At 61.7% G+C, this 26,549-nt stretch carries 20 protein-coding genes; 10 read left to right on the top strand and 10 right to left on the bottom strand.

Translation table 11 applies throughout. The features are described from left to right. Positions 1-101: 101 nt before the first annotated feature. From deoA to ACOSV0_RS26665, 4 genes are all read right to left on the bottom strand, one after another. The gene (deoA, locus tag ACOSV0_RS26680; protein WP_434115174.1) at positions 102-1,421 is read right to left on the bottom strand and encodes a thymidine phosphorylase; all 1,320 of its coding nucleotides are present in this window, start codon (positions 1,419-1,421) and stop codon (positions 102-104) included. 125 nt (positions 1,422-1,546) lie between these two features. Continuing rightward, positions 1,547-2,821 (bottom strand): NupC/NupG family nucleoside CNT transporter, encoded by a 1,275-nt coding sequence (locus tag ACOSV0_RS26675; RefSeq protein ID WP_434115173.1) that lies wholly within the window; start codon positions 2,819-2,821, stop codon positions 1,547-1,549. Between the two features lie 105 nt (positions 2,822-2,926). Continuing rightward, the gene (locus tag ACOSV0_RS26670) at positions 2,927-3,973 is read right to left on the bottom strand and encodes a purine-nucleoside phosphorylase (RefSeq protein ID WP_434115171.1); all 1,047 of its coding nucleotides are present in this window, start codon (positions 3,971-3,973) and stop codon (positions 2,927-2,929) included. A gap of 47 nt (positions 3,974-4,020) precedes the next feature. After that, positions 4,021-5,025, bottom strand: a complete 1,005-nt coding sequence (locus ACOSV0_RS26665; protein WP_434115170.1) for a nucleoside-specific channel-forming protein Tsx — start codon at positions 5,023-5,025, stop codon at positions 4,021-4,023. A gap of 486 nt (positions 5,026-5,511) precedes the next feature. Between ACOSV0_RS26665 and ACOSV0_RS26660 the strand changes: the two genes are divergently transcribed. Genes ACOSV0_RS26660 through ACOSV0_RS26645 form a run of 4 tightly spaced genes read left to right on the top strand, consistent with a single transcriptional unit; the run spans position 5,512 to position 9,648 of the window. Continuing rightward, positions 5,512-7,857 (top strand): TonB-dependent receptor, encoded by a 2,346-nt coding sequence (locus ACOSV0_RS26660; protein WP_434115168.1) that lies wholly within the window; start codon positions 5,512-5,514, stop codon positions 7,855-7,857. 27 nt (positions 7,858-7,884) lie between these two features. Further along, positions 7,885-8,532, top strand: a complete 648-nt coding sequence (locus tag ACOSV0_RS26655) for a MotA/TolQ/ExbB proton channel family protein (protein WP_434115166.1) — start codon at positions 7,885-7,887, stop codon at positions 8,530-8,532. Beyond that, positions 8,529-8,927 (top strand): ExbD/TolR family protein, encoded by a 399-nt coding sequence (locus ACOSV0_RS26650; RefSeq protein ID WP_434115164.1) that lies wholly within the window; start codon positions 8,529-8,531, stop codon positions 8,925-8,927. The genes ACOSV0_RS26655 and ACOSV0_RS26650 overlap by 4 nt, the downstream gene beginning before the upstream one ends. Positions 8,928-8,985: 58 nt before the next feature. Then, positions 8,986-9,648 carry an energy transducer TonB gene (locus tag ACOSV0_RS26645; protein WP_434115162.1) on the top strand — a complete coding sequence of 221 codons (663 nt, stop codon included), beginning with the start codon at positions 8,986-8,988 and terminating at the stop codon, positions 9,646-9,648. 80 nt (positions 9,649-9,728) lie between these two features. On the opposite strand, the gene ACOSV0_RS26640 is transcribed toward ACOSV0_RS26645, so the two are convergent. The 5 genes from ACOSV0_RS26640 to ACOSV0_RS26620 form a co-directional block, all read right to left on the bottom strand. Continuing rightward, positions 9,729-10,580 (bottom strand): carbohydrate ABC transporter permease, encoded by an 852-nt coding sequence (locus tag ACOSV0_RS26640; protein WP_434115160.1) that lies wholly within the window; start codon positions 10,578-10,580, stop codon positions 9,729-9,731. Positions 10,581-10,590: 10 nt separating this feature from the next. After that, entirely contained in the window at positions 10,591-11,586 is a 996-nt protein-coding gene (locus tag ACOSV0_RS26635) for a carbohydrate ABC transporter permease (RefSeq protein ID WP_434115158.1), read from the bottom strand. A 71-nt stretch (positions 11,587-11,657) separates the two neighbouring features. Further along, positions 11,658-12,911, bottom strand: coding sequence for an ABC transporter substrate-binding protein (locus ACOSV0_RS26630; RefSeq protein WP_434115156.1), 1,254 nt, complete (start codon positions 12,909-12,911; stop codon positions 11,658-11,660). 74 nt (positions 12,912-12,985) lie between these two features. Further along, positions 12,986-14,980, bottom strand: coding sequence for a beta-galactosidase (locus ACOSV0_RS26625; protein WP_434115154.1), 1,995 nt, complete (start codon positions 14,978-14,980; stop codon positions 12,986-12,988). Between the two features lie 11 nt (positions 14,981-14,991). Next, positions 14,992-16,149 (bottom strand): ABC transporter ATP-binding protein, encoded by a 1,158-nt coding sequence (locus ACOSV0_RS26620; protein ID WP_434115153.1) that lies wholly within the window; start codon positions 16,147-16,149, stop codon positions 14,992-14,994. 192 nt (positions 16,150-16,341) lie between these two features. Between ACOSV0_RS26620 and ACOSV0_RS26615 the strand changes: the two genes are divergently transcribed. From ACOSV0_RS26615 to ACOSV0_RS26590, 6 genes are all read left to right on the top strand, one after another. After that, a complete protein-coding gene (locus ACOSV0_RS26615; RefSeq protein ID WP_434115151.1) occupies positions 16,342-17,379 on the top strand; it encodes a LacI family DNA-binding transcriptional regulator in 1,038 nt (345 codons plus the stop codon). Between the two features lie 380 nt (positions 17,380-17,759). Continuing rightward, the gene (locus tag ACOSV0_RS26610; RefSeq protein WP_434115149.1) at positions 17,760-18,521 is read left to right on the top strand and encodes a flagellar brake protein; all 762 of its coding nucleotides are present in this window, start codon (positions 17,760-17,762) and stop codon (positions 18,519-18,521) included. Between the two features lie 479 nt (positions 18,522-19,000). Further along, positions 19,001-20,005 (top strand): sugar ABC transporter substrate-binding protein, encoded by a 1,005-nt coding sequence (locus ACOSV0_RS26605; RefSeq protein ID WP_434115147.1) that lies wholly within the window; start codon positions 19,001-19,003, stop codon positions 20,003-20,005. Between the two features lie 174 nt (positions 20,006-20,179). Next, entirely contained in the window at positions 20,180-21,166 is a 987-nt protein-coding gene (locus ACOSV0_RS26600) for an ABC transporter permease (RefSeq protein WP_434115144.1), read from the top strand. Between the two features lie 76 nt (positions 21,167-21,242). Further along, entirely contained in the window at positions 21,243-22,040 is a 798-nt protein-coding gene (locus ACOSV0_RS26595; protein ID WP_434115142.1) for an ATP-binding cassette domain-containing protein, read from the top strand. A 30-nt stretch (positions 22,041-22,070) separates the two neighbouring features. Then, on the top strand, positions 22,071-23,297 hold the full coding sequence (locus ACOSV0_RS26590; protein ID WP_434115140.1) for an ROK family transcriptional regulator: 1,227 nt from the start codon (positions 22,071-22,073) through the stop codon (positions 23,295-23,297). A 117-nt stretch (positions 23,298-23,414) separates the two neighbouring features. Here ACOSV0_RS26590 and ACOSV0_RS26585 read toward each other — a convergent pair whose 3' ends face one another. Beyond that, complete coding sequence (locus ACOSV0_RS26585; protein ID WP_434115138.1) at positions 23,415-26,495, bottom strand: transglycosylase domain-containing protein; 3,081 nt, start codon at positions 26,493-26,495, stop codon at positions 23,415-23,417. Positions 26,496-26,549 lie beyond the last annotated feature (54 nt).

The raw sequence follows: 26,549 nt of genomic DNA, 5'->3' as shown, positions 1-26,549 counted from the left end.
CAGGGCCTCGGCGCTCGCGATGTTCCGGTAACGCCGCCGGACATCGGACTAAATCGGGAACCAGAACTACAGCACGCATGACGCCTGCCCCCTGATCGCGTCTATTCAACGATTCGATAGAGGGTCGGCGGCACCGCTCCGCCTGCCGCCGAAAGCGTGTATGCGCGCTGCACCATGGCCGCCGCACGCGCCGCTTCCCCGACGCTTCGCCCGTGCACGAAACCGAGTGGCTGCCCGGCGTCCACATGTTGTCCCAGCGGCACAAGCGCCGACAGGCCGACCGCATAGTCGATCGAGTCTTCCGCCCGCACCCTGCCCCCGCCAAGTCCCACGACCGCGACGCCGAGCGCGCGGCAGTCGATCCTCTCCACCCACCCCGCCACCGGCGCCACGACCGGAATCCTCACCTGGGCTTCGCTCAGGTAACGCGCGGGCGCGTCGATCAGGTCGACCGGTCCGCCGAGTGCCGCCACCATTCTGGCGAACCGTTCCGCCGCGGCACCGGAGTCGAGCACTGCCTGCAGCTTGACTCGCGCCTGCGCGTCATCGGTAGCGATGCCGCCGATGACCAGCATCTGCGCAGCGAGCGCCATCGTGACCTCGTGCAAACGATGCGGACGCGACTTGCCCGTCAGATAATCGATCACGCACGCAATTTCCAGCGCGTTGCCCGCGCACGGCGCAAGCGACTGGTTCATGTCGGTCAGCAGCGCCGTGGTCTTCATGCCGGCGCCGGTGCCGACGTCGACGATGCTTCTCGCCAGTTCGAGCGATTTTTCGGGCGTCGGCATGAACGCGCCCGAGCCCACCTTGACGTCCATCACCAGACCTTCAAGCCCGGCCGCAAGCTTCTTCGACAAAATCGACGCCGTAATCATCGCGACGGATTCGACCGTCGCGGTGATGTCGCGTATCGCATAGATGCGCTTGTCCGCAGGCGCGAGTTGCGCAGTCTGGCCGATGATCGCCACGCCGACATCGCGTACCACGCGCTGGAATTCGTCCGTGTCGGGCGTCACGTTGTAGCCCGGGATCGCATTCAGCTTGTCGAGCGTCCCGCCTGTGTGTCCGAGCCCGCGGCCCGAAATCATCGGCACGTAAGCCCCGCATGCGGCAATCATCGGACCGAGCAGCAACGAGGTCAGATCGCCGACGCCGCCGGTCGAATGTTTGTCGACCACCGGCCCGTCGAGATGCAACGCGCGCCAGTCGAGCACCTGCCCGGAATCGCGTTGCGCAAGCGTAAGGGCGACGCGTTCGTCGACGCTCAGGTCGTTGAAATACACCGCCATCGCGAATGCGGACACCTGCCCTTCTGTGACGCTGCCATCCACCACGCCGCGAACGAACGCTGCAATGTCGTCCCGATCGAGCGGCTGCCGGTCGCGTTTCTTGCGAATGAATTCCTGTGGCATGAACATGGCATCCTCCTCAATCCAAGTTGGACTTCACCGCACCGCCATCATGGCCAGGCGTCGCAAGCAGGTTATCGAACAGACTGGACGCGCCGCAAGCGAAACGCTGCGGATTCCGCCCAGCCGCCCGATTAATGCAGCGAAAAGAAAAGGCCGGCAATCGCCGCGCTCATCAGGTTCGACAGCGTGCTGGCCGTCAGCGCGCGCAGACCATGGCGCGCCACCTCTGAGCGGCGCTCGGGCGCCACAGCGCTGAATCCGCCGGCCAGAATCGCGATCGACGAAAAATTCGCGAAGCCGCACAGCGCGAACGAGACGATCGCAATCGTTTTGGGATCGAGAACCTGCAGTCCCGCTGCGGCCACTTGTGCACTGTCCTTCAGATACGGCGACAGGTCGCCATAGGCGACGAATTCGTTGAGGATCAGCTTCTCGCCGATGAAGTTGCCGGCAAGCGACGCATCGTGCCACGGCACCCCGATCAACCAGGCAAGCGGCGCGAAGAACGCGCCGAGCAGCCCCTGAAGCGTCACATGCGCGAAGCCAAAGAGTGCCGCGATGCCGCTCACGGCCGTATTGGCGAGTGCGATGAGACCGATGAAAGCGATCAGCATCGCCCCCACGTTGATGGCGATCTTCAGTCCAATGGCTGCGCCGGAGGCTGCTGCTTCGATAACGTTGGCCGAGCCCTTTTCATCGAAATCGAGCGATTCGACCATCGCCTGACCCGGTTCGACCGTGGGAAACAGCAACTTGCCGAACAACAGGCCGCCGGGCACCGCCATGAACGACGCGGCCAGCAGGTACTCCATCTTCACCCCGAGACCCGCATAGGCAGCGAGAACGGACCCCGCGACTGAAGCCATCCCGCTCGACATCACGGCAAAGATCTCCGCACTGGTCATCTGCCTGACGAACGGCTTCACGAGCGCGGGCATCTCGCTTTGGCCGAGGAAGATGGTTGCCACTGCGGAGCAGGCTTCGATGCGGGTCACGCCCAGCAGTTTTTCCAGCGCCATGCCGACAATGGTGACGATCCACTTCATGATCCCGACGTAGTAAAGCACCGCGATCAGCGCGGTCACGAAGATGATCATGGGCAGCACACGCAGGCCGAACACGAAGCCACCCGCACCGAAGAGCTCGAACATCTTGCTGTCGACCAGGCCGCCGAAGAGAAACGACACCCCATGGTTGCCCATTTCGAGCACCCGGTTGACACCCGCGGCGATTGCCGCGAGCGCGTTGCGTCCGAGCGGCACGAATAGCACGAGTGCGCCAATCACCAGTTGGGTCGCGAGCGCGGCGATCAGGGTCCGCAGCCGTACCGCGCCGCGATTGTTCGACAGGAAATAGGCGATCAACAACAGTACCGACATGCCACAGAGGCTGCGCACGATATCCACGTAGTTCCCCTCGAAGGGTAGGAAAAAGAGAGCGCCCCGGATGGGGCGGTTCACACGACAGGAAGCCGGTATGTTTCAACCGGTCACCGGATCGGAACGAAGCGTTCAATCAGCCGGAACGCCGTCTTTCCAGTGCTTCCAGTTCCTGACGATCGCGTTCACGAGCGGCGAGCCGGTCAGATACAGGTTGTTCAGCGCCGGGACAAAACCACCCTGCTTCTGGTAATCGAGCAGGTTGTCGACGTTCGAGACGCCTTGTGGCGGACGATCGAAGTCCGAACCGGCGCGCAACACCGCTACGCGCTGCGTATCGGCGAGGCCCGCCGCCTCCGCGCGCTTGATGACCTCGAAGGTCGCGTTGTCTTCCTGCTGCGTCGTGCAGTACACGCCCTTGCCGTCGGTCAGGAGCCTGGTCCAGTCGCGGGCGCGCTGCCCCAGGGCATTGCCCGAAAACCACGTATCGCCCGCCAGGGTGTCGCACTGGATGACGGTCGGACGCTGATTGGCCGGTACACTCTGATACTTCGCGCGATAGGCGACGGCCTCCGGACTGTCGGTCAGCGTCACGTCGCGCGAAAGGCCGTAGGCTTTTTGCAGCAGAGCCTCATTCAGTTGAAACACTTCGGTGCGGTAATCCAGCGGCGGTTTTTCGTTTTCGCTCTTCGTATTGATGCCGAGATAGCCGGACTTCCATCCAGCCGGAATCTCACGTGCATCCAGTTCCCACTGGATGCCGAAATCCACCAGATAACGTGCCCAGGCGGCCGAGCCGAGCGTGCCCTGCGCCGGATCGATACCGGCGATACCCGAGACCAGGAAGTACGTCTTGCGTAAATCGAATTTTCTCGAATACACCAGCGCGGACATCGAGGCGGCTGCGTTCGTGTGGCCCATGCCGGTCGTCAGGACACACACGCTGTCACGATTGCACTGGACGTCGGGGTAATCCGCCGACAGGCCCGGTACCTTGATATGTTCCATCGGGCCCAGGTGGTCCAGCCACACTTTGCCTTCCGGCCCGAACATGCTGATGATGAGGACCTTCACAGATCGTGGGTGTTGCGCGGTGTCACCCGCAGCTTGAGCGCCGGTCACCAGCGAAACCGCAAGGCCCAGTCCGGCAAGCATCTGTGCAAATTTTTTCTTTATCATGAGATCAGTTTCCGAATCGTTTGTGCTGTCTGGTTTGTGTCGTTGCATCAGAACTGGTAGCCCACGCTGGCGTAATAGCCCCAGCCAGTCGAGCGATTCTGGAATGGACCCTCGCCGAAGTTCAGCTCCGTTCCGTTCCACTGGCCGCCGTTATGGAAATAGCGAGCGGCGGTCCAGAAACGCCAATGCGTAAACGAATAGATCAAGACGTTGGTCGCGACGAAGGCCGTATCGGTACGTGTGTTGTCGCCGCTCTCTTCACGCAGCTTCGAGCCGAAGTCGTAGTTGAAAAACCCGACGTAGGTCAGGTTGCCGCCATGGAACGTGCCGAGGGGATAGATGTACTTCATCTGGGCACGATATCCATCCCACGAATTCTGATTGGCCGCGCCATAGTTCTCCCACTGCCGGCGCACATAAAGATTGGCGGACAGGATCAACGGCGTGTGCGTGTCGATATCCGTGCCGAAGCCGGCATAGAGCGTATTCTGCCGTCCCGACACGCTGTGCCCCTCGTCGTAGATCCAGTCGAATGCGGCATACCACTGCTTGAAGGGGCCGAAGCCGAGATGCTTGCCGACAAGATCGTCGATCGAAACTCGCGGTTCCTGTTCGCTGAACACCGGCGACCCCTTATTCGTTATGCCGGTGTCGTGTCCGTTGCCCACGCCAAAGGCGCGCGGGGCATCGATATAGCCATACAGATCAAACGGGCCTTTTCGGCCGAAGTATTCGTACTCCAGGTAAACGTCATTCGTCTCGTACGGTCCGAACCGGATGTCTTTCGAGCCAATGACACCCAGGCTCTGGTGAAACCATGTCGACAGATAGGGAGAGGCAGTTGCTGCTTGCGGTGATGCATTGGTCACGACGGCGCCGCTTTCCGCGAGAGTCGGATCGTCGGACTCGCCTGCCCAGACCGTTTGCGCGAGCAGCAGATTGACCGCCATCGCCATCGCCGTCGCGATCGGGGTAGCAAGCGCGCCATAGCGCTTCATCAAAGCTACCGGATTCTTTCCACTCGTTTCGTTCGTATAACTAATTGTAATCATTGGATTGGCCCTTACCTATTATTACTATCGCGATAAGCCACTGCCGTGCACGTATCTCCAGCCCCCCGTCAGAAGCGCCCAGAAATCGTACGCGTTGCATGCTTTGTGTGCGCCTCCGCCCCAATGTTGACCGGTAGGTCAGCTTTCGACACCGTCATGCACGGAGGCCACGGTTCAACGCACGAACCATGCCAAAGCTGTCTGTCTGGTCAGGATTGGAAAGGACTGAGGTCTCATCCGGGGCATGGTCGCCGGACTCGATGAGCGGGATCGCGACCACGGCTCCAATCTGTCGCAACGCCCTCCATCTATGGTTGTCATTTTTGTTTTTCGATGTAATGATATAACATTCCTTCCGTCAGAATGACCGCAAGGATCCCGCTTGATCGGGATCGGGAAACGCACGCCCTGTCGTCCCGATCGCACTCAAGAAAACGTCAGCAAGACGGAAAGCATCCACCCGTGGTCAACCTCAAATAAACCAAGATGAAAAACCGCACGCGCGTCTCTCATGCAGCCCTGCTGCTATTCGCCATCGCTGCCCATGCTCATGCCGCGCCCGACGAAGGCTCGGTAACGGGCGCCGTCACCGACACAGCGGGCAAGCCCGTTCAAAACGCCACCGTCAGCGTTCAGAACGCGAGCGGCGCCGCGGTCAATGAAGCGAAGACGGACGCAGACGGCCATTTCGCGATCGCTCACGTGACGCCGGGCACCTACGCAATTGTCGTCACCGCACCAGGATTCGCGAGCGGCAGCAGCATGGCGACTACGACTGCAGGAGCAGAAAGCGCGGTGAGCGTCAAACTCGCTCAAAGCGACACACTCGACGTTCAGGTGAATGCCAAACGCCTCGATCGAGCCCGCAACGGACTGCTGCCGGAAACCGGCAGCAGCGTGTACCGCTTCAGCCAGGCCGATATCAATGCGCTGCCCGCGGGGCAAGATACGCCGCTGAATCAGGTGCTGCTCCAGGCGCCCGGCGTGGCAAGCGACTCATACGGCCAGTTGCACGTGCGCGGCGACCACGCGAACCTGCAATACCGCATCAACGGCATCATCATTCCCGAGCCGATCAGCGGGTTCGGCCAGGCACTCGATACGCGCATCATCGACCAGGTGAATCTGCTCACCGGCGCGTTGCCGGCGCAGTACGGCTATCGCACAGCAGGCGTGGTGGACATCCGCACGAAGACGGGTGACGCGGGCAACGGCGGGTCTATCGATGTATTCGGCGGCAGCCATCAGACCATCAAGACCAGCGCGGACGTATTCGGTACGCAGGGGCCGTTCAGCTATTACTTCAGCGGTTCGCTCGGCATGAACAACCTCGGGATCGAGAATCCCACCGCCAGTGCCAACGCGATTCACGACCACACCCGTCAGGGCGATGCGTTCGGCTACATGTCGTACATCATCAACCCGCTCACGCGCGTGAGCGTGATGTTCGGCACGACGAGCAACCAGTTCGAGATTCCCAATACGCCGGGTTTGTCGACCAACTTCACGCTCAACGGCAACAACACGTTCAATTCGAGCCAGTTGAACGAAACGCAATCGGAGTTGAACAACTTTGCCGTGGTGGCGCTTCAGGGCACCAATGGCGGTGCACTGGACTATCAGGTCGCGCTCTTTACGCGCTACACGCGAACGCAATTCAACCCCGATCCGGTCGGCGATCTGCTCTTTAACGGCGTGGCGTCGCAGGATTTTCACAGCAACTCGGCGAATGGCGCACAAGTCGACACGACCTGGCGGCTGAACGACAAGCATACGATTCGGGCGGGCCTCTTCGTCCAGCAGGAACACGCAGTGTTCGACGACAACGTCAACGTATTCGCGACGGACAGCAACGGCAATCAGCTATCCGATCAGCCCTTCAATATTCAGGACTCCAGCAGCAAGACCGGCTACCTGTACAGCGCCTACGTGCAGGACGAATGGAAAATCACGGACAAGCTCACGCTGAACTATGGTCTTCGTTACGACAAGATGGACGAGTACATCAGCGCAAGCCAGCTTAGCCCGCGCATTGGCCTCGTCTATACGTTGACGCCGAGCACGACCTTCCACGCCGGCTACTCGCGCTATTTCACGCCGCCTGCGTTCGAACTGGTGTCCGGCTCGACCATCAGCCGCTTCAATGGCACGACCAACCAGAGTCCGTCGAACCAGAACGATCCGGTGCAACCGGAGCGCAGCCATTATTTCGATCTCGGCGTGACCCAGCGTCTCGGGTCGAACGTGACGGTCGGACTCGACGCCTACTACAAGAAATCCACGAACCTGCTCGATGAAGGACAGTTCGGCTCCGCGCTCATCTTCACGCCGTTCAACTACCGCGAGGGACGTGTGTATGGAGTCGAATTCACGGCCAACTACAAACAGGACAACGTGTCGGCCTATGCGAATCTCGCGTGGAGCCGCGCGCAGGGAACGCAGATCGATTCGGCGCAGTTCAATTTCGACCCGGCGGAACTCGCCTATATCAACAGTCACTGGGTCTACCTGGATCACGACCAGCGCATCACCGCGTCATTCGGCGGAACCTACGATCTCGGCAGAACGACCTTCACGTTCGACGGACTGGTGGGCAGCGGTTTGCGCAGCGGCTTTGCGAACACCGACCGGCTGCCGCTCTACGCACAAGTCAATCTCGGCGTGATCCAGCATTTCAACCAGCCGCTCATCGGAAAGTTCGATGCACGCCTGCTCGTCATCAACGCATTCAATCGCGTCTACGAGCTGCGCGACGGATCGGGTATCGGCGTCGGCGCACCGCAATATGGCCCACATTTCGCCGTCTATGCCGGCATCACCAAGCATTTCTAATTCCGTCAGGCTACGAAGAGGTAAGTCATGCAAGATTGGGCAAGCGTTCTAGCGGCGGTACGCGTAGGCGGATGGGTCATCTATCCGCTGACGATACTGGCCATTCTGGCGGTCGCGATCGCCCTCGACCGCCTCTATGTGTTTCTGCGCTTTGGCCGCTTGCCGGGCGCACTGCGTGGTACGGACGAAATCGCTGAGCCCGGCTCGGCCCTTGATTGGGCCGGCAGATTAAAGGATGCCGCCAGTCAGAACGCATTCCGCCGTATGAGCGCGCCGTGGGCGCCCGATCCTTCTGTACCGCTGTGGCTACGCGAGGCCAAAGCGCAATCGGTTGCCTCGCAAATCGAACGTGATATGAGCAAAGGTTTCTGGGTGCTGGAAACCATCGTGACGGCGGCGCCGCTGCTGGGTCTGCTGGGCACCATCGTCGGCATGATGCATTCGTTCCAGTTGTTCGGTGGCGATGGTCTCGTCGATCCGGGAGGCGTGACCGGCGGCGTGGCGCAGTCGCTGGTGGCGACCGCGATTGGCCTGGTGGTTGCGTTGTTCGCGCTCTTTGCGTTCAACTATTTCTCCCGCCGGCTTGAACGTCTCATGGACGAACTCGAGTCGTTCGCGAATGCACGGCTCAGCGAAATCCGCCTTGCCGCGCCGCCCGCGGGAGCGCAGCCGTGAAGTTCAGGCGCTCACGCGCGGCGAAGCGCGGTCGCATCGAAATCATTCCGATGATCGATGTGATGTTCTTTCTGCTGGCGACCTTCATGCTCGCATCGCTCGCGATGCAGCGGCTCGACGCGCTCAAGATCAAGCTCCCGGCCGGCAGCGCGCAGCAGATGACGGCCCACGAGCCACTGACAATCTCGGTGGACAGCCGCAATGCGGTATTCGTGAATCGTCAGGCCGTTCGTCCCGATCAGATCGAACCGACCGTAAAGCGTCTGTTGCAACCGGACGGCAATGTCGTGATCGCCGCTGACGACGCAGCGGGTCACGGCGTAGTCGTTCAGGCAATGCTGGCCGCACGCCGCGCCGGCGCGGAGCGATTTCTGATCGCAGTGCATCGTGAATAGCCGGATGCGCTTCGCGGCCGCTGTGGATCAATTTCCGCAAATACGGATCGCGCTGGCAATGCTGGTCGCGTTGATCGTATGGATCGTGTTCCTGTTTCAGCTGGGGCGTTGGTTGGGCGTATCGGCGTCTACCCATGCGCCTGCCAAGCCACTTGAAATGCAGTTGGTGGAACTCGATCCTCCGAAAGCGCCGGTTGCGGCTCCTTCCGCGGCTGTGGCTACGCACGCGCCGATCACTCCGGCAAAGCCAAAGCAACCTGCCGATCCGCGCCCCCACGCCTCGACGCAAGCACACGCAACGCCACCGGTGCTTTCGAAGCCCGATGTGCAATCGGCGCAAAGCGTTGCACCGGCCCAATCGGCGCCCACAACGGAAGAAGCAAAACCGTCAGCCGAGCCGCTTGCGCGCGCCACGGCACCTTCGGCAGAGAGCGCAAATACCAGCTCGTCCGGCGATGCCGCAGCGCACGCGATCTCCCAACCGTTGCCGGAACTCCCCGACGATTTGCGCGAGCAGGCGTATCAAACCGTCGCGACGGCCCGCTTCGCCATTCATGTCGACGGCTCAGTCGAGGTCGATCTCATCAAGCCGACATCCAACCCGCGGCTCAACCAGATCCTCCTTGAAACGCTGCGTAAATGGCGGTTCTTTCCGGCGATGCAGGCCGGACATCCGGTCGAAAGCCGACAGGATGTCCGAGTGCATTTCAACGTGAACTAATGATCATCATTCGAGCCTCTGGTCCGTATCTGGATATCCGCGACCATAGGCCGAACGAAGGGGTTTTCATACCGCTCGCTTCACCCCTTCGTCGCTCCAAACGTCAAGCCGGCCACGAAGTGCTTCTGCATCGCAAAGAACATTGCGACTGAAGGCAACGCGGCAAGGATCGACCCTGCGGACACAAGATTCCACGCTGTGGTCCACTGCCCCTTCAACGCCGCGACGCCTACGGTAATCGGCGCGGCATCGTCGCCTTGCGTCAGACACAGCGCCCAGAAATAATCATTCCACACGAACGTGAACACGAGAATCGCAAGCGCCGCAAGCGCGGGACGGATCAGCGGCAATACGATTTTGAAGAACACGGTCCACTCGTTGGCGCCTTCGATCCGCGCCGCCTCGACCAACTCAAATGGCAGTTGCTTGATGAAATTCCGCAGAAACAGCGCGCAAAATCCGGTCTGAAACGACACGTGGAACAGAATCAGCGCGCTTACCGTATTGAACAAGCCAAGCTGCAACGACAGATCCCGCACCGGAATCATCAACACCTGCACCGGCACAAAGTTGCCCGCGACAAACGTCGCAAACAACGTCGAATTGCCGCGAAACCGATAGATAGCCAGCGCGAATCCCGCCATCGCCGCCAGCGCAATCGAGCCGACCACAGCCGGCACCGTAATCAGTACGCTGTTCCAGAAGTAGTGCAACATCGGCGAAGTCGTCAGCGCCTCGCGATAGTTATCGAACATCGCGAAATGCTTCGGCCAGCCCCAATAGTTGCCCTCGCTGAGTTCTTCCGTTGAGCGCACCGAGGTCACGAGAACCGCGATCATGGGCAGCAGCCAGATCAGCAGCGCGAATGGCAACGTCAGTTTGTACGCACGGCGCGTTACCGGCTTCCATTTGTCGATCGGAATGGGAAACATGACCGGCTCCTTATTGCTCGTTGCGCAGCATGCGGCGCAAGTGATAAATGATGTACACGAGCATGATCCCGAACAGCACGACCGCCACCGCAGCGGAATAGCCCACGCGGTAATACTTGATCGCCTGGTCGTACATGTAATACGCGAGCACGGTCGAACTTTCGAACGGTCCGCCGCCGGTCATCACCGAAATCAGATCGAAGCTACGCAGCGCGCCGATCACCGTGACGACGATCGCCATGAAGGTGGTCGGCCGCAATTGCGGCAGGATCACGTGCCACAACATCGACCAGCCGCGCGCGCCTTCCATGCGCGCCGCTTCGATCTGCTCGGCGTTCAGCGACGTCAGGCCGGTCAGGTAGAGAATCATGCAATAGGCCGTTTGCGGCCACAGTGCCGCAAACACGATCCCAAACGTCGCGTAACGGGGATCGCCGAGCACCGGCACGCCATGCCCGAGAATCACCGCGAGCAGGCCGAAAGTCGGGTCGTAGAACCACGAGAAGATCAAACCGACCACCACGCCCGATAAAACGAACGGCGCGAAAAACAGCGATTTGACGATGCGAATCCCGGCCACCGCCTGATTCAGATAGAGCGCGACGGCGAGCCCCATCGGCGGGGCAAGCAGAAACAGCAGCAGCCAGATGAGGTTGTTCTTCAGCGCCGTGTAGAACGTCTGCGTATGGAACAACTCAACGTAATTTGCGAGACCGACGAACGACGGATCGGTCATCCCATCCCAGTTGAAGAAACTCAGGTGGATGGTCGAGATGATCGGCCACACGACGTAAATCGCCACCATCACGCAGGCCGGCGCGAGAAACAGAAAGGCGGCTCGCCGCTGCCGGCGCGCGGTTGGCGATGGACGGCGCCGGCGGGCCACATGTGGCCCGCCGCGCAATGCACCGCCCGGAGCCGGCATGCCCGATGCAGGAAAGCCAGAACCGCCTGGTTCGGCAGGACCGCCAACAGTGTGACGGGTGACGGAGTGCGACACGATCATTCTCCAGATCGAACGTAGCGAGTTGACGCTTAAGCGGGCGGCCCGTCAACGGGCCGCCGCCGCTCATTGCTTCACTTCTTGTAGATCCGCTTGCGCGTCTGCTCGAGCTGCGCGAGCACGTCGTCAAGCTTCGAAGGATCGGAGACGAACTGCTGCATCCCCTTCATCCCTTCGTCGGCCATTTCCTTCGTCATATCCCGATCGTAGAACTGCGCAATGCCGCCCTTCGTGTTCGAGAGAATCTGGAAGCCGATCTTCGAGATCGAATCGTCAGGCTCAGGCGACTTGCTGTTCGCCGACAGCGAGCCGAGCCCGACCGCCAGCTTCGCGCCATTTTCCGGCGTCTCGACGAACGCGAGGAACGCATGCGCGTCCGCCTTGTTCTTCGCTTTGGACGGAATATGCAGCGATTCGACCGGACCGTCTTCAGCCGTCGGCACGTTCGCGTCGATGATCGGGAACTGGAAGTAGCCCATTTCCGGCTTCACGTTCGGCGGAAAACCGGCGGAGATGAAAGTGCCCATCAGCATCATCGCGGCCTTGCCCTGGAACAGGAACGGCTGCACCGAGTCCAGATCGTAGGAGAGCGAGTTGTCGATGAAATAGCCAGCGTCGATCAGTTGTTTCCACGTCGTGTAGACCTTCTTCACGCGCGGATCGGTGTAAGCGATGTCGCCCGCCATCAGTTTCTGATGGAACGCATTGCCGTTCAGGCGCAGGTCGAGATAATCGAACCAGCCGGCCAGCGTCCACGAATCACGGCCCGCCACCGCAATCGGCGTAATGCCGGCAGCTTTCAGCTTCTTGCAATCGTCGAGAAACTGGTCCCACGTTTTCGGTTCACCGGTAATGCCGACCTTCTGGAACAGATCCTTGCGATAGAACATGCCCCACGAGTAATACACGGTCGGGGCGGCGTACTGCTTGCCCTTATACGACGACGCTTCCTTCGTCGACGCATACATGTCGTTCCAGCCGTTCTTCGCCCAGTCGCCGCTCAGATCATCGAACAGGCCGCGCTGCGCGTAATACGCCATGCGCTCGCCGTCGTGCCAGTTGACGATATCGGGCGCGACGGTGGAGAGCCAGCCCGGCAACTGCACCTTGTACGCTTCCTCATCGATGAACGACACTTTCACGTCGGTACCGGGATGCGTTTTCTTGAAATCGTCGATGATCGACTGCCAGACAGCGCGTTGACTTGCGCCCTTGAACGCGATGTTGACCGCGAGCGTACCGGCCTGCGCCGTACTGACAACGGATGTGCCCGCAGCCGCCGCGGCGAGCGCGAGTGCCAGCAGAATCTTGCGAGGTTTCAGTGCCATATTGCCGTCTCCTTTATGCCTTGATTTTGCGTCGTTGTTGTTACTGCATGGAATCCTTCGTTCAGCGCTTCAGATCATCTGCCCGATCGATAAACGGCCACACCCTGCGGCTCCACGGTGCGTGAACCGATCACGAAAGCGTCGTCGGCGACATCGGCAAGCGTGTGGTTCTGGTCGCCGTAGTTCAACACGTAGGTGAGCGCGCCACGACGGCTGACCCGAACGCTGTCGCTAACCGGCAGCGTGTCGATGCCCGCTTCCCCGGCGATCTGCGCAAACAGGCGCACCGTGAGTGCGTCGTCGAACAGGCTCGCGAGGTAATGAAACGCGCCGCTTTTTACGTAGGCGGGATGACCGTCGGCGAAATAGGCACGCACGTCGAGCGCGTTCGTTGCAGGGCTGCCAACATCGATGAAATCGCGCCAGTGGCGTGCGATGCCATCTTCCCCGGACGCTTCGTTGCTGTCCACGAGCCGCACCGCTTCGGTCACATTCGGCCGCATCGATTCGACACGCCACACACGCAGCGGTATCACCGAGGCAAGCGCGCCCGGCGGCAGGTTCGCCGGAATCTGCAAATCCGGCGTTTTCGAACCGGTGCGCGGACCGAGCACAACTTGCGCGCCCGAGCTGGCAAGCCGCGCGGCGAAATCGGCAGGCACAACCGGCAACGGCGGCACAACGATCAGACGATAGCCGTCGAGCGGCGCATCGACCGGCACGATATCGACGTCGAGCCCAAGCGAGCGCAGCGCCGAGTAATACTCGAATGCGAAACGCGGATAGTGAAAGTCTGCGCCTTGCGGATGAATCTCGAAGAGCCACTTCGCTTCGTAGTCGTAGACGAGCGCGACCTTCGAACGAATCGCGGCATTCGCGTCGGCGTTCACGGCGAGCACCGTGCGAATCTCGTCGGCGACCTGCGCGGCTTCGTTGCCGCCCACGTCGAGCCGGTTGTCAGGCGTGTTCAAGCCCGCATGCATCTGTTCCTGTGCAAACGGCGCCTGACGCCAGCGGAAATACGACACGCAACCCGCGCCGTGCGCGAACGCCTCCCAGCTCCACAGCCGGACCATGCCAGGCAGCGGCGCAGGATTCCATTGCGCCCAGTTCACCGGCCCCGGCTGCTGCTCCATCACCCAGAACGGCAGCTTCGACATGCCGCGATACACGTCATGACTGAACGACGCAAAGTCGGGATGCCCGCTGCGCAACCAGCGCGCCTTCACATCCGGCGCAAACCACTGCTCTTCGAGTCCGCCGAGAGGATAGCTGTCCCATGCCGCGACATCGAGATCGGCCGCCACCTTGTAGTGATCGAACTCGGTAAAGAGCTGCATGAAGTTATGCGCGACCGGCCGTCCCGGCGAATGCGCGCGGATGATCTCGACCTGCATGCGGTTGTAGCGCGCCACTTCGTCGGAGGCGAAGCGCCGGTAATCGAGCCGGTGCGACGGATGCGCTTCGGTAACGGTCGCCACCGGCGCGTCGATCTCGTCGAAGCTGCGGTATTCCATGCTCCAGAACACCGTGCCCCACGCACGGTTCAACGCATCGACGGTTTGATAGCGCGCCTTGAGCCACTCGCGAAAACGCTCCACTGCCGCCTGCGAATAACTGACAACCGTGTGATGGCAGCCGAATTCGTTATCGGTCTGCCAGTACGCGACAGCCGGATGCTTGCCGTAACGCTCGGCGACCGCCGTACAGATCCGCTGCGATGCGGCGAAATACGAAGGCGACGAGAAATCATAGTGACGGCGTGAGCCGAAAGCGCGCGGGCGGCCATCGGCACCGACCGGCAGAATGTCCGGATGACGGTCGATCAGCCACTTGGGCGGCGTCGCCGTCGGCGTGCACATGACGACCTGCAAGCCGGCCGCGCCGAGCACGTCCACCGCGCGATCCAGCCAGCCCCAATCGTATTCGCCCGGCGTGGGCTCCATCCGGCTCCACGCAAATTCGGCGATCCGCACCTGCTCGATGCCAAGTGCTTTCATCCGGCGAGCGTCGTCTTCCCACATCGACTCCGGCCAGTGTTCCGGGTAATAACAGACTCCAAGGCGCATCCGAATGTCCTTTATGCGTAGTGTTCGACGGATTCGAGCGAAGCGGCGGCAAAGCCGTCTTCGGTAAACAAATGGCAGGCGCGGCTCGGAACGCGCAGGCTCGCGCGGTCACCCGGCGCGAGGCGTGTGTCGCCCGGCGCCTTGGCAATCAACGCGGCAACGCCGGGATGATCGAGGTGGACATAGCTGTGCTCGCCAAGCTGTTCGACGAGCGAGACGGTGCGGGTCAGAACGGCATCCTGCGTGTTGCCGGACGCTGCCGCGTCGATAAATTCCAGATGCTCAGGCCGCACGCCTAGCGTGACGGCTTGCGACATCTGGAGCCCATCGCCGCTGACCGGCACGCGCACGTTTTCACCCGTGTGATCGAGCGTGACAACCACGCCTTGCGGATCGACCGACACCACCCTGCCCGGCAAGAAGTTCATGCGCGGCGAGCCGATGAAACCGGCGACGAAGCGGCTCTTCGGGCGGTGATACAACTCGAGCGGCGCACCGATCTGCGCGATGCTGCCGTAGCGCTCGGTGTCCTTGCCGGCGTGCAGCAGCACGATCTTGTCGGCAAGCGTCATGGCTTCGATCTGGTCGTGGGTGACATACACGACACTGGCTTTGGCGAACTGCTTATGCAGCCGCGCGATTTCGACGCGGGTCTGGCCGCGCAGCGTCGCGTCGAGATTGGAGAGGGGTTCGTCGAACAGAAACACGCCCGGTTCGCGCACGATGGCCCGGCCAATCGCCACGCGCTGACGCTGGCCGCCGGACAGTGCCTTGGGCCGGCGCTCGAGCAGCGCCTCCAGTTGCAGGATGCGCGCGGCTTCGCGCACCTTGCGGTCGATTTCGTCTTTCGGAGTTTTGGCCAGCTTCAGGCCGAAGGCCATGTTCTCGAACACGGTCATATGCGGAAACAGCGCGTAGCTCTGGAACACCATCGCCACACCGCGCTGCGCCGCCGGAACGTCGTTGACGAGGTGGCCGGCGATCGACAGGTCGCCGTCGGTCACGTCTTCGAGGCCAGCGATCATGCGCAGCAAGGTGGATTTGCCGCAGCCGGACGGGCCGAGAAACACGCAGAACTCGTTTTCCCCAATCTCCAGATCGACGTCGCGGATTACCGGCGCGCCATCGCCATACGCCTTCTGCACGCCCTTCAACGAAATACTCGCCATCGCATCGACTCCGTGATTTAATCGGCTCGACGTCGGAGATTAAGCGCTTAATCAGTAAGACCTAAAAAAATCGATCGCATCCGATCGTGAGGCCTTACCTGTCTCCGATATCGTTTTGTCTGTGCGGCAAATGGTGCCGCGCCTTTGGCCGCGATGCAAATATCGAACAGCCATCCCAAATATTAGCAAGCCATGTCCACACTCAGTGAAGTCGCGCGTCACGCCGGCGTAACCCCCGCTACGGTATCGAACGTACTGCGCAATCGTGGCCGGGTCGGCGCGGCCACCCGGCAGCGGGTGCTGGACGCCATCGAGGCGCTCGGCTACCGCCCTCACCTCGCCGCCCGCGCGCTCGCCGAGGGCCGCGCGCCGACGTTGGCGTTGATGGTGTCGAGCATCGCCAATCCGTTCTATCCGGAGTTCGCGCTCGCGGTCGAACACGCGGCGCGCAGCAGCGGCCACTTCGTGATCATCTGCAATACGAACGAAGATCCGCTGATCGGACGGGCGTATCTCGACCAGATCGCGGGGACGCTCTCCGAGGGCGTGCTCGTGACGAATGCGAACCTCGATTTTTCGGACCTTCATACGACGGAATCGCGCGGCACGCCCGTGGTGCTGTGCATGTGGGAGCGGCCTAACGAGCCGCCGGGGCTGCCGTGCGTCGCGGTCGATTTTCGTCTGGCCGGCGAATTGGCCGGCACGCATCTGCTGGCGCTTGGGCATCGGCGGATCGGCGCGATTGTCGGCAGCAAGGCATCGGGCATTCACGCGGCCCGTTATCAGGGATTTGCCGAGGCAATGCGCGCGGCCGGTGCGCCCCAAAGCCCGGTCGAGCATGCGCCCGATACGATACAGGGCGGCTACACCGCAACGCGCGCGCTGCTGGAAGCCGATCCCACACTCACCGCGATCTTCGCGTCCAACGATCTGCCGGCGCTCGGCGCAATGCACGCGGCCGCTGATCTCGGCTTGAACGTGCCGGGCGATCTGTCCGTAGTCGGCATTACCGATATTCAACTGGCGCGCGAGTCGCGGCCCGCGTTGACGACGGTCGCTGTGCCGACTGTCGAAGTCGCCGGTCTCGCCGTATCGCTGTTGCGCGAGTTGATCGAATCGTCGTATGGCCAAGCGGGTCGTCAACCAGCCGCAAGCGTGCCGATGCGGATTTCCTCGCCGCCGCAACTGGTTGTGCGCGCATCGACCGGACCAGCACGTCAGATGCGGTGAATGATGCGGGCGAAAATCGGTCTGGCTGAGTCCCCCCTCCGGCGCGAGGCTTCGCTTGTGGTGACGCGCCGGGCGTAGCGGCGAGGTCGCCCGACGGTATGTCCGCCGGGTCGTCGCGCCTGTGCTCATGTGGCCGTAACGGCATCGAGCACGTTACGTAGCAAACCCTGCCTACCACCATCCCCACCTTCCGGGCCGTCGCCCGCAAACGCCCGTATCAAGCGGTTCCGCGACCCAACCATCGCTTCGATCAGTCCATCCATGCAGTTGGCACGGTCCCTGCAATCAAGCAGGAAAAGGCCGAGCGCCGGCAGAACCTGCATGCCGCTTGCGCTCCCCGTACTGGCCAGGCCAAGGCCATAACAAGCATGGATACTCAAATGATTGCCGATCTTCTGGACGCCGATGTCGTCGAACAGTTCTCCAACGCAGACTCGACCTTCGCTCAACGCCATCCCTTGCAAATTGCAGTTTGCCTGCGCAAGCTGATGGCCGGACAGGACTTCGTGACGGTGGAATTCAACGGCCGCCAGATCGTGACGCAAGTGCTCGATGTCGATTCGCGCAACGCGCGCTTTATCTTCGACGCCGGCAGTGTCGAGGCGGACAACTACGCTTTACCGGCTGCGCGCCAACTGATCTTCCGCAGTTTGCCGGGCGGCATCCGCACGGAGTTCTGGACGCTCAACGCCAACCCGATCATGTTCGACGGGCGCCCGGCTTTCGAGGCAGCCTTCCCCGCGCTGCTGTACTACGTTCAACGTCGCGAATTCTTCCGTGTGCAAACCCCCGTGCTGGAGCCGTATATCGCCAGCGGCCCGTATGCGGACGGCGGTTCGTTCCGGCTGGAATTGCAGGACCTTTCACTGGGTGGCGTGGCGCTGAAAACCGCCGACGAACGCTTCGGCTCGCTTGAAAGCGGCACCGTATTGCGCGACGTGACGCTGCAACTCGGCGGCTTCGGCACGCTTCGGCTCGATCTGGAAATCGTCGCGCCACGGCAATTGACTACGCCGAAGGGCGACCGCCGCTTCGTCATCGGCTGCAAATTCGTGCAGACACCGGGACCGGCGGAACGGACCTTGCAGCGTGTCGTCACTCAGCTCGAAACGAAGCGTCAAACGCTCGCGCCGCGCGGGTAAACACCCTCGAACGCACGCACCGCGATTCTCACGGCGTTGATCCGGTTTGCGGTCATCGCTGTGAGAATTGCGGTTTTCAGCCGTCACTGGAAATCTTCACGACGCATGCCAATGCGTTCGAGAACGCCCCCTTAATATTTCAATTCACCTTCAATCGAACCAGGACTTTCCCCAAGTTCCCAGGTTGAATCTCGCCTCGCATTTTGCCCGCCAAGTCCCGCCCCGTAAGTCTTTCAGCCCCTCCGACCGTTTCGGCGGCGCAACGCCTGTCCCAATCGTTTTCTTGACGAGCGTCCCCTCGCCTGCTGTACTAAATCAACTCAAGTGATTTAAGCGACACGCTTCGAATTGCCCTGGAATTGCGTTGGGTTCGAAGCCAGGTCGCCAATCAGGTTGCAAACAGGGTGCAAGCGCGCAGCGTTCGCGTGTGCATCCGCCCGCTGTCACAACGTCGTTACCAATAACTGGAGGAGCGTCCCATGAATCTGAATTCCCGCAGGCACCCTGTTGCCAGGAAAATCGTGTCGATGTGCGTAGCGGCGTCGGCCGTGTGGTGTGCGAGCGCGAGCCAGGCGGCCGATCAGCCTGTCGTCGGGCTCATCACCAAGACCGACACGAACCCGTTCTTCGTGAAGATGAAACAGGGCGCCGAAGCGGCCGCCTCGAAAGACGGCGCCAAGCTGCTCACCGCCGCCGGCAAGTTCGACGGCGACAACGCAAGCCAGGTGACCGCCATCGAAAACATGATGACGGCCGGCGCGAAAGCGATTCTGATCACGCCGAGCGATACCAAGGCGATCGTGCCGAGCATCAAGAAAGCGCGCGCGGCCGGTGTGATGGTGGTCGCGCTCGACACACCGACCGATCCGCAAGATGCCACCGACGCCCTCTTCGCCACCGACAACTTCAAGGCCGGCGTGCTGATCGGCAAGTACGCGAAAACCGCGCTGAACGGCAAGCCCGCGAAGATCGCCACGCTCGATCTCGCGCCTGGCGTGTCGGTCGGCGTATTGCGTCATAACGGCTTCCTGGAAGGGTTCGGCGTGAAGGAAGGCGATCCGTCGATCGTCTGCAGCCAGGACACCCGCGGCGATCAGGCGAAGGGCCAGACGGCGATGGAAAACTGTCTGCAGAAGTCGCCGGATATCAACGTGGTCTACACGATCAACGAACCGGCCGCTGCGGGTGCGTATCGCGCGCTCAAAGCGGCGGGCAAGGATAAGAGCGTGATGATCGTTTCCATCGACGGCGGCTGCGAAGGCGTGCGCAATGTGAAAGCCGGCGCGATTGCCGCGACCTCGCAGCAGTATCCGTTGAAGATGGCCGCGCTCGGCGTGACGGCCGGCGTCGAATACGCGAAGACCGGCAAGAAGGTTTCCGGCTATCAGGACACGGGCGTGACGCTGATCACCGACAAACCGATGTCCGGCGTCGACAGCAAGGATACGAAGTTCGGCCTCGACAACTGCTGGGGCAACAAGTAACACGCACCGAACGGCGGCCCGCTGCTTCGGGCCGCCGATGGATCGCCGGCCACTCTGATCGCCGGATTGCCGGACCACCGGATGGCCGCCATCGGATCGCCGGCCGCCGGATCGCCGGCCGCCATATTTACCGCATGGCCCGTACGCCAAGTTCATGTATCGAGGACACCCATCATGTCGACACCTGCCGCGCCCGCCGGCCACCCGCGCACCTTCGCCGACCGCTTGCCGTCGCTCGCTGAAATCGGACCGCTGATCGCGCTGCTGCTAGCCTGCGGCTTCTTCATTTCGCAGAGCAACCGGTTCCTGTCGTTCCAGAACCTCTCGCTGATCCTGCAACAGACGATGGTCGTCGCCGTCATCGCCATCGGCCAGACGCTGATCGTGCTGACAGGCGGGATCGATCTGTCGTGCGGGATGGTGATGGCGTTCGGCTCGATCATCATGACCAAATTCGCGGTCACGCTCGGCGTGCCGCCCGTTCTCGCGATTCTGTGCGGCATCGGCGCGAGCGCGCTGTTCGGTGCGCTCAACGGCGTGCTGATCACGCGGATCAAGTTGCCCGCCTTTATCGTTACGTTAGGTACGCTGAACATTGCGTTCGCGCTCACGCAGATCTATTCGAACGCGGAGAGCGTCTCGAACCTGCCGGACGCGATCATGTTCCTCGGCAACACGTTCAAACTCGGCCCCGCCGACGTCACCTACGGCACCGTGCTCACGCTGCTGATGTATGCGGCGACGTGGTTCGTCCTGCGCGACACCGTGCCCGGCCGGCATCTGTACGCGCTCGGCAATAATCCCGAAGCCGCTCGCCTGATGGGCCTCTCGTCGCAGAAGATCCTGCTGACCGTGTATTCGCTGGCCGGCGCGATCTACGGCATCGCCGCCTTGCTGTCGGTGTCGCGCACCGGTGTGGGCGATCCGCAGGCAGGGCAAACCGAGAATCTCGACAGCATTACCGCGGTGGTGCTGGGCGGCACGAGCCTGTTCGGCGGACGCGGCTCGATTACCGGCACGCTGCTCGGCGCGCTGATTGTCGGCGTGTTTCGCAATGGCTTGACACTGATCGGCGTCTCTTCGGTCTACCAGGTGTTGATCACCGGCATGCTCGTGATTCTCGCGGTGGCCGCGGACAAGCTTTCCCATCGGCGCGGTTGAGCACTCACCGCAATTATCTTGCATGGGTCCTGAGTAAGCGCTAAAGCGCCCACTCGGGCCGACACAGGAACCTGTCATGTCGACAACTACTTCCACCTCTGCCGTGATGCCCGTTCTGCAGGCGCGCGGGCTCGTCAAACGCTACGGCAACGTGACCGCACTCGACGGCTGCGATTTCGAAGTGCTGCCCGGCGAGATTCTAGCTGTGATCGGCGACAACGGCGCGGGCAAATCGTCGTTGATCAAGGCGCTTTCGGGCGCCACCGTACCCGACGAAGGCGAAATCCTGCTCGACGGCAAGCCGGTCAAATTCCGCAGCCCACTGGATGCGCGCGCACAGGGTATCGAAACCGTGTATCAGGAACTCGCGGTGGCGCCCGCCATGAGCATCGCCGAAAACCTGTTTCTCGCCCGTGAGCTCGTCAAGCCGGGCTGGCGCGGATCGCTCTTCAAGATGATCGACAAGCGCCGCATGCTCGAGGAAGCGACCGCGCACATGAAGGATCTGCAGATCGGCATCCGTTCGATGCGTCAGGCGGTCGAAACGCTCTCAGGCGGCCAGCGTCAAGGTGTGGCTGTCGCGCGCAGCGCCGCGTTCGCGCGGCACGTGGTGATTCTCGACGAACCCACCGCCGCGCTCGGCGTGAAAGAAGGCAATATGGTCCTCGAACTGATCCGCCGCGTGCGCGATCGCGGCCTGCCGGTGATCCTGATCAGCCACAACATGCCGCACGTATTCGAAGTCGCGGATCGCATTCATATCCAGCGGCTCGGCCGGCGTGCCGCGGTGGTGAACACCAAAGACATCCACATGTCGGAGGCCGTGGCGATCATGACGGGCGCGAAGGAAGCGGACGTCAAGGCGATTGCATGATGCACGCATCCCGCTGAGGAGCACGCGACGATGGACACCACCGGCACCCGCTCCCCCGCCAAACGCACGGTCGGCTCGAATCAGGTCGGCATGCGGCAGTTCAACGAACGAATCGTCCTGCAGACGATCCGCCTGCATGGACCGCTGCCGAAAGCCGACGTCGGCCGTCTCACGCGTCTTTCGATGCAGACGGTGTCGATGATCGTCGACCGTCTGATCGACGACGGCCTGCTCGAGAAGCAGGCGCGCGTGCGTGGCCGCATCGGTCAACCGTCGGTGCCGATCGCATTGCGTGCGGAGGGTGCGTACACCATCGGCATCAAGGTCGGACGCCGCAGCCTCGACGTGCTGGCGATGGATTTCGCCGGCCACGTGGTGTGCCGCGACGTATTCGAGTATGCCTATCCCGATCCGCGCACACTGTTCCCTGCCCTCGAAAGCAAACTGGCGCGCGTGAATCAGACGCTCGGCGCAAAGGCGAACAAAGTGGTGGGCGTAGGCGTCGCGGCGCCGTTGTGGCTCGGCGGCTGGCGTGACTTTCTCGGCGCGCCGCCGGAAGCCCTGGAAGCGTGGCACGAGATCGACTTGCGCAGCCGCATCGCGACGATGACGGGCTTGCCCGTCGAGTTCGCCAAAGACACCACCGCGGCCTGCGCGGCCGAACTCGTGATGGGCCAGGGCCGCGGCATTCACAATTTTCTGTATCTGTTCGTCGGCACGTTTATCGGCGGCGGCCTGGTGATCGACGGCCGCCTGCATGGCGGACCACATGGCAACGCGGGCGCGGTCGGCTCAATTCCGTTGCGAGACGGTAGCGCGAGCAAACCGGCGCGGCAACTGCTGCACGCGGCTTCCGGCTTCGTTCTGGAACAGCTATTGAGCGATGCGGGCGCGCCGCCTGCCGCCGCGCATGACCATCGCGCGTTGTCGCCCGAACTCTGGCGGCAGACCGAACAATGGCTCGACACCGCTTGCCCTGCGATCGCCAATACGTTGACCAATGCGGCGGCCTTGCTCGATCTGGAAGCGGTGGTGATCGACGGCGAATTCGACCGGCAACTGGTCCGCGAAATCATCCGCCGAACCGAGCGCGTGCTCGATCGCTTCGAATGGGAAGGCATGGTGCGTCCGCAACTGCTGGAAGGCACCATCGGTGCCGATGCGCGGGCAATGGGCGGCGCTATTCTGCCGTTGTACGCGCATTTCGCGCCCGTGCACGAGTTGTTCCTTAAACCGGCGACGGACGCGGGATATTAGACGTCGAGACGGAACTGTGTTTCTGTTTCGCGCGGGTTTGCAGCGTACGTACGTTTGCTCATCGGGTCATGGTCCTTCATGACCATCATGCGGTCATTGCCGGTGATATCCCACCGCTCATTGTGCAGCCACCTTCTCAACGGAAGCAGTTTTGGCAGGCGGATTCTTCAGCAACGGCTGCAACACCGGTGCGAGCGATTTCAGCAACTGCACCGACAGCGCGCTGGTGAAATCGTAGCGGGCCGCATACGGTTCATGCACGTAAGCGGTCAGCGTGCCATAGAAGCGGTCTCCCATCGCAAACACGAAGGTCGCGCTGCGGTTCACCTTGCGCGATTCGATCAGGCGCGCGCCTTTGGCCCACACATTGAAGCGTTGATCGCCGGTGCCGGTCTTGCCATAAACCTCGAGTGTCTGACCGTCAGGGAACGTCATGCCCTGCGCGAGACGCTTAGCCGTACCGCCTAATACGACATCACGCAACAGCCCCTTGACGACCCCGGCGATCTCCGGCGATATCTGCTGTTGCGGCGCGACCGCCGCGCGCTGGAAATGCGTTTCGTACGGCGTGTCTTTCGCGAAGTCGAGTTGCGTAAGACTTTCGGTCGGCACTTTGTTGCCGCCATTGGTAATCACGCCGATCAGTTGCGCGAGCGCAGCCGGCCGGTCTCCCGATGCGCCAATCGCCGCCGCGTACGAAGGCGTGAGCGTCGCGAACGGATAACCGAGCGCCTGCCATGATTTGCCGATCGCATCGTACGCGCGCAGTTCGACCATCCGCTTGATGCGGCGATCCTGGGTGGCGTGATAGCGGGTCTTGAAGAGCCACGAATAAGTCGAAAGACGCACGTCGTGGCTCGCCTTCTGCATCTGGTCGAGCGTCGCATCGGGATGCGTGCGCAGATAGTTGAGCGTCCACAGTTCCAGCGGATGCACACTCGAAATGTAGCCGCGATCGTTCAGATTGAAGCGGTCGATCGCATATTTGTCGTACAGATTGGCGAGATCTTCATCGTCCAATATGGAGGCAGCCGGCGTGTTCTTCAACGCGGCACGCATCTTCGCGTTGAACCACGCATTTGACTCGTCCGGTGCGACGCTGCGCAACACCGTGGCCACTTTAGGCGGCGATTTACGCACACCGAGCAGCAGCAAGGCCAACTGTTGGTCGGATGTTTTGCCGTGGTACTTCGTGTAGAAACGATTCATGTACACGCGGCTTTCCTGATCGGCGAAACGCGTGAGATACATTTTGCGGATCGCCGGATCGCCCAACCATTGCGACGACGGTCCGGTGGTCTGCACCATCTCGTAGTGGACGATATCGCGCATCAGCCGCACGAACACCAGATTCACCGAGTGCTGGAAAGCGCGGTGCACTGTGAGAATGCGGCTGTTGTCGTCGGAATCGAAGTTGTTGAAGGTCTGCGCGCCGCCGCCCGTGTAAAACGTTTCGCCCGGACTCGCCGAGTATTTGCGTTCCACGGCCGCATCGAGCATGGCTTGCAGCGAGCGATCCGAGGTATGCGTCAGATAATCGAGCGCCCAGCGCGTGAGCTGGTCGTTCGGATCGGGTTTCACGGCCTTCAGTTCCGCAGTGCTCAGCGGAGCATAACGCGTGTGCAGATCGGAGACGATCTGCAAATACGTCACTACGGTACGCATTTTTGCGGTCGAACCGAGATTCAGCCGCGCGCCGGAGTTGATGTCGAATGGCTGGTTGACGCTATCGGTTTGCACGCGCACGAGGTTTGCGCCGTCACGCCGTTCGAACAGCGTGAAGCTATAGGCGATTTTCGACGGATCGTCGGAGGCGCGCAGCATTTCAAAGCCGACCAGCCCCGCGGCTTTCGCGCCGTCGCGCGTCCCGGCTGCGGCGAGGCGCTCACTCACGGCCTGCTGCACGGCATTATTGAGCGTGCCCTTGGCCTGCAAGTCGAGCCGGTCGAGTTCATAGAAACTCGGAATGCCGAGCGCCGCCAGCAGATGCGAGCGCATCGACGTCACGGCCTTGCGCGACACGAACGAGTCCGCGTTCTGCGTAGCGTTGGGCGCGCGGCGCAGGTCCACTTGCGCGGATAGCGCGGCATCACGCAGCGCGCTCGTGATGACACCGCCGTTCGCCAACAGCCGCAAATAGCTATCCGTCAGACGTTCAAGTTCGGCATAGCCGTGGTGCAGGAAATACGACGGCGCACGTTGCGCGATCATCAGCGAGAGCACCTGGCGAAACGCCACGCCCTGCTCCGCGAGATTTTCCTGAGTCGGCGGCGCTTTGAGAATGCGGTTGACGTCGTTGAAATCGCGACCGTACCAGGCGGCCAGACCGTCGCCAATCCCATTGATTTCGCCGATGCCCGGTTGCGCGGCAAGCGGCACCGAGTTGAGATAGTGGACGACGATCTGCTGGCGCGCGGGCATGGTCTGCGGGCCGTTCAGATAGGCGCGTACCGAGGCCGATGCGATTTGCCGCAATTTCTCCGGCGGCGTTGCGGTGCGCCCACCCGCCGAATGGCGGAACTTCTCGATCTGGGTGGCGAGCGTGCTGCCGCCCGGCGTCGACTGATGGCGGTTGAATACGCGCGCGCCCTGATCGACTAGCGCCCGGCTAAAGCGCCCCCAGTCGATTGCCGGATTGCGGTTCGGCTGATCCGGATCGAGCAGATAGCGGTCTTCGATAAACAGCAGCGAATTGACGACGAGCGGCGGGATCGAATCGAAGCTGCTATAAATACGGCCCGGAAATTGGGCGCCAAAGAGCGGCGCGCCGGTGCCGTCGAAGAGTTGCAGCCCCGCCTGATCTTTTTCGGCGTAAGGAATGAATAAACCGTCATCCGCCAGCGACAGCATGCGTTCGGAATCACGCGACTGTGCGCTGATTTCAAACCCGCGTTGAAGCAATCGCTGCTGGAACGAAGGCAGCAGCGCGTAGCCGAGGCGGCTGTCGTAAGGGCCTTTGTCTGTCTGAGGGAATCGGATGGAATGACTTGGACCATCGGCGACGGAAAAACCCACATCGCGCGTCAGTTCCGAGAGATAGCGCGCCTGCAATCGCGAGGTTTCTATCTCGATCTGAACAAAACGGGCCGCGAGAGCCAGCGCAAGCAGAAAAGCCGCTGCCAGCCCCCATTTGAGCCACTTCCTGACAGGCGCCGTGCCTGTCGTACGAAGCGGTAACCGAATCAGTGGCCGATTCATGGCTGCTCTCCCCGAGCGTGCGCCATGCTCTTGATTCTGGCGCACCTTCAATCA

The sequence above is a fragment of the Paraburkholderia caffeinilytica genome (assembly GCF_051027425.1).
Classification (GTDB): Bacteria; Pseudomonadota; Gammaproteobacteria; order Burkholderiales; family Burkholderiaceae; genus Paraburkholderia; species Paraburkholderia caffeinilytica_A.
This window is presented reverse-complemented; position numbering and strand designations above follow the sequence as displayed.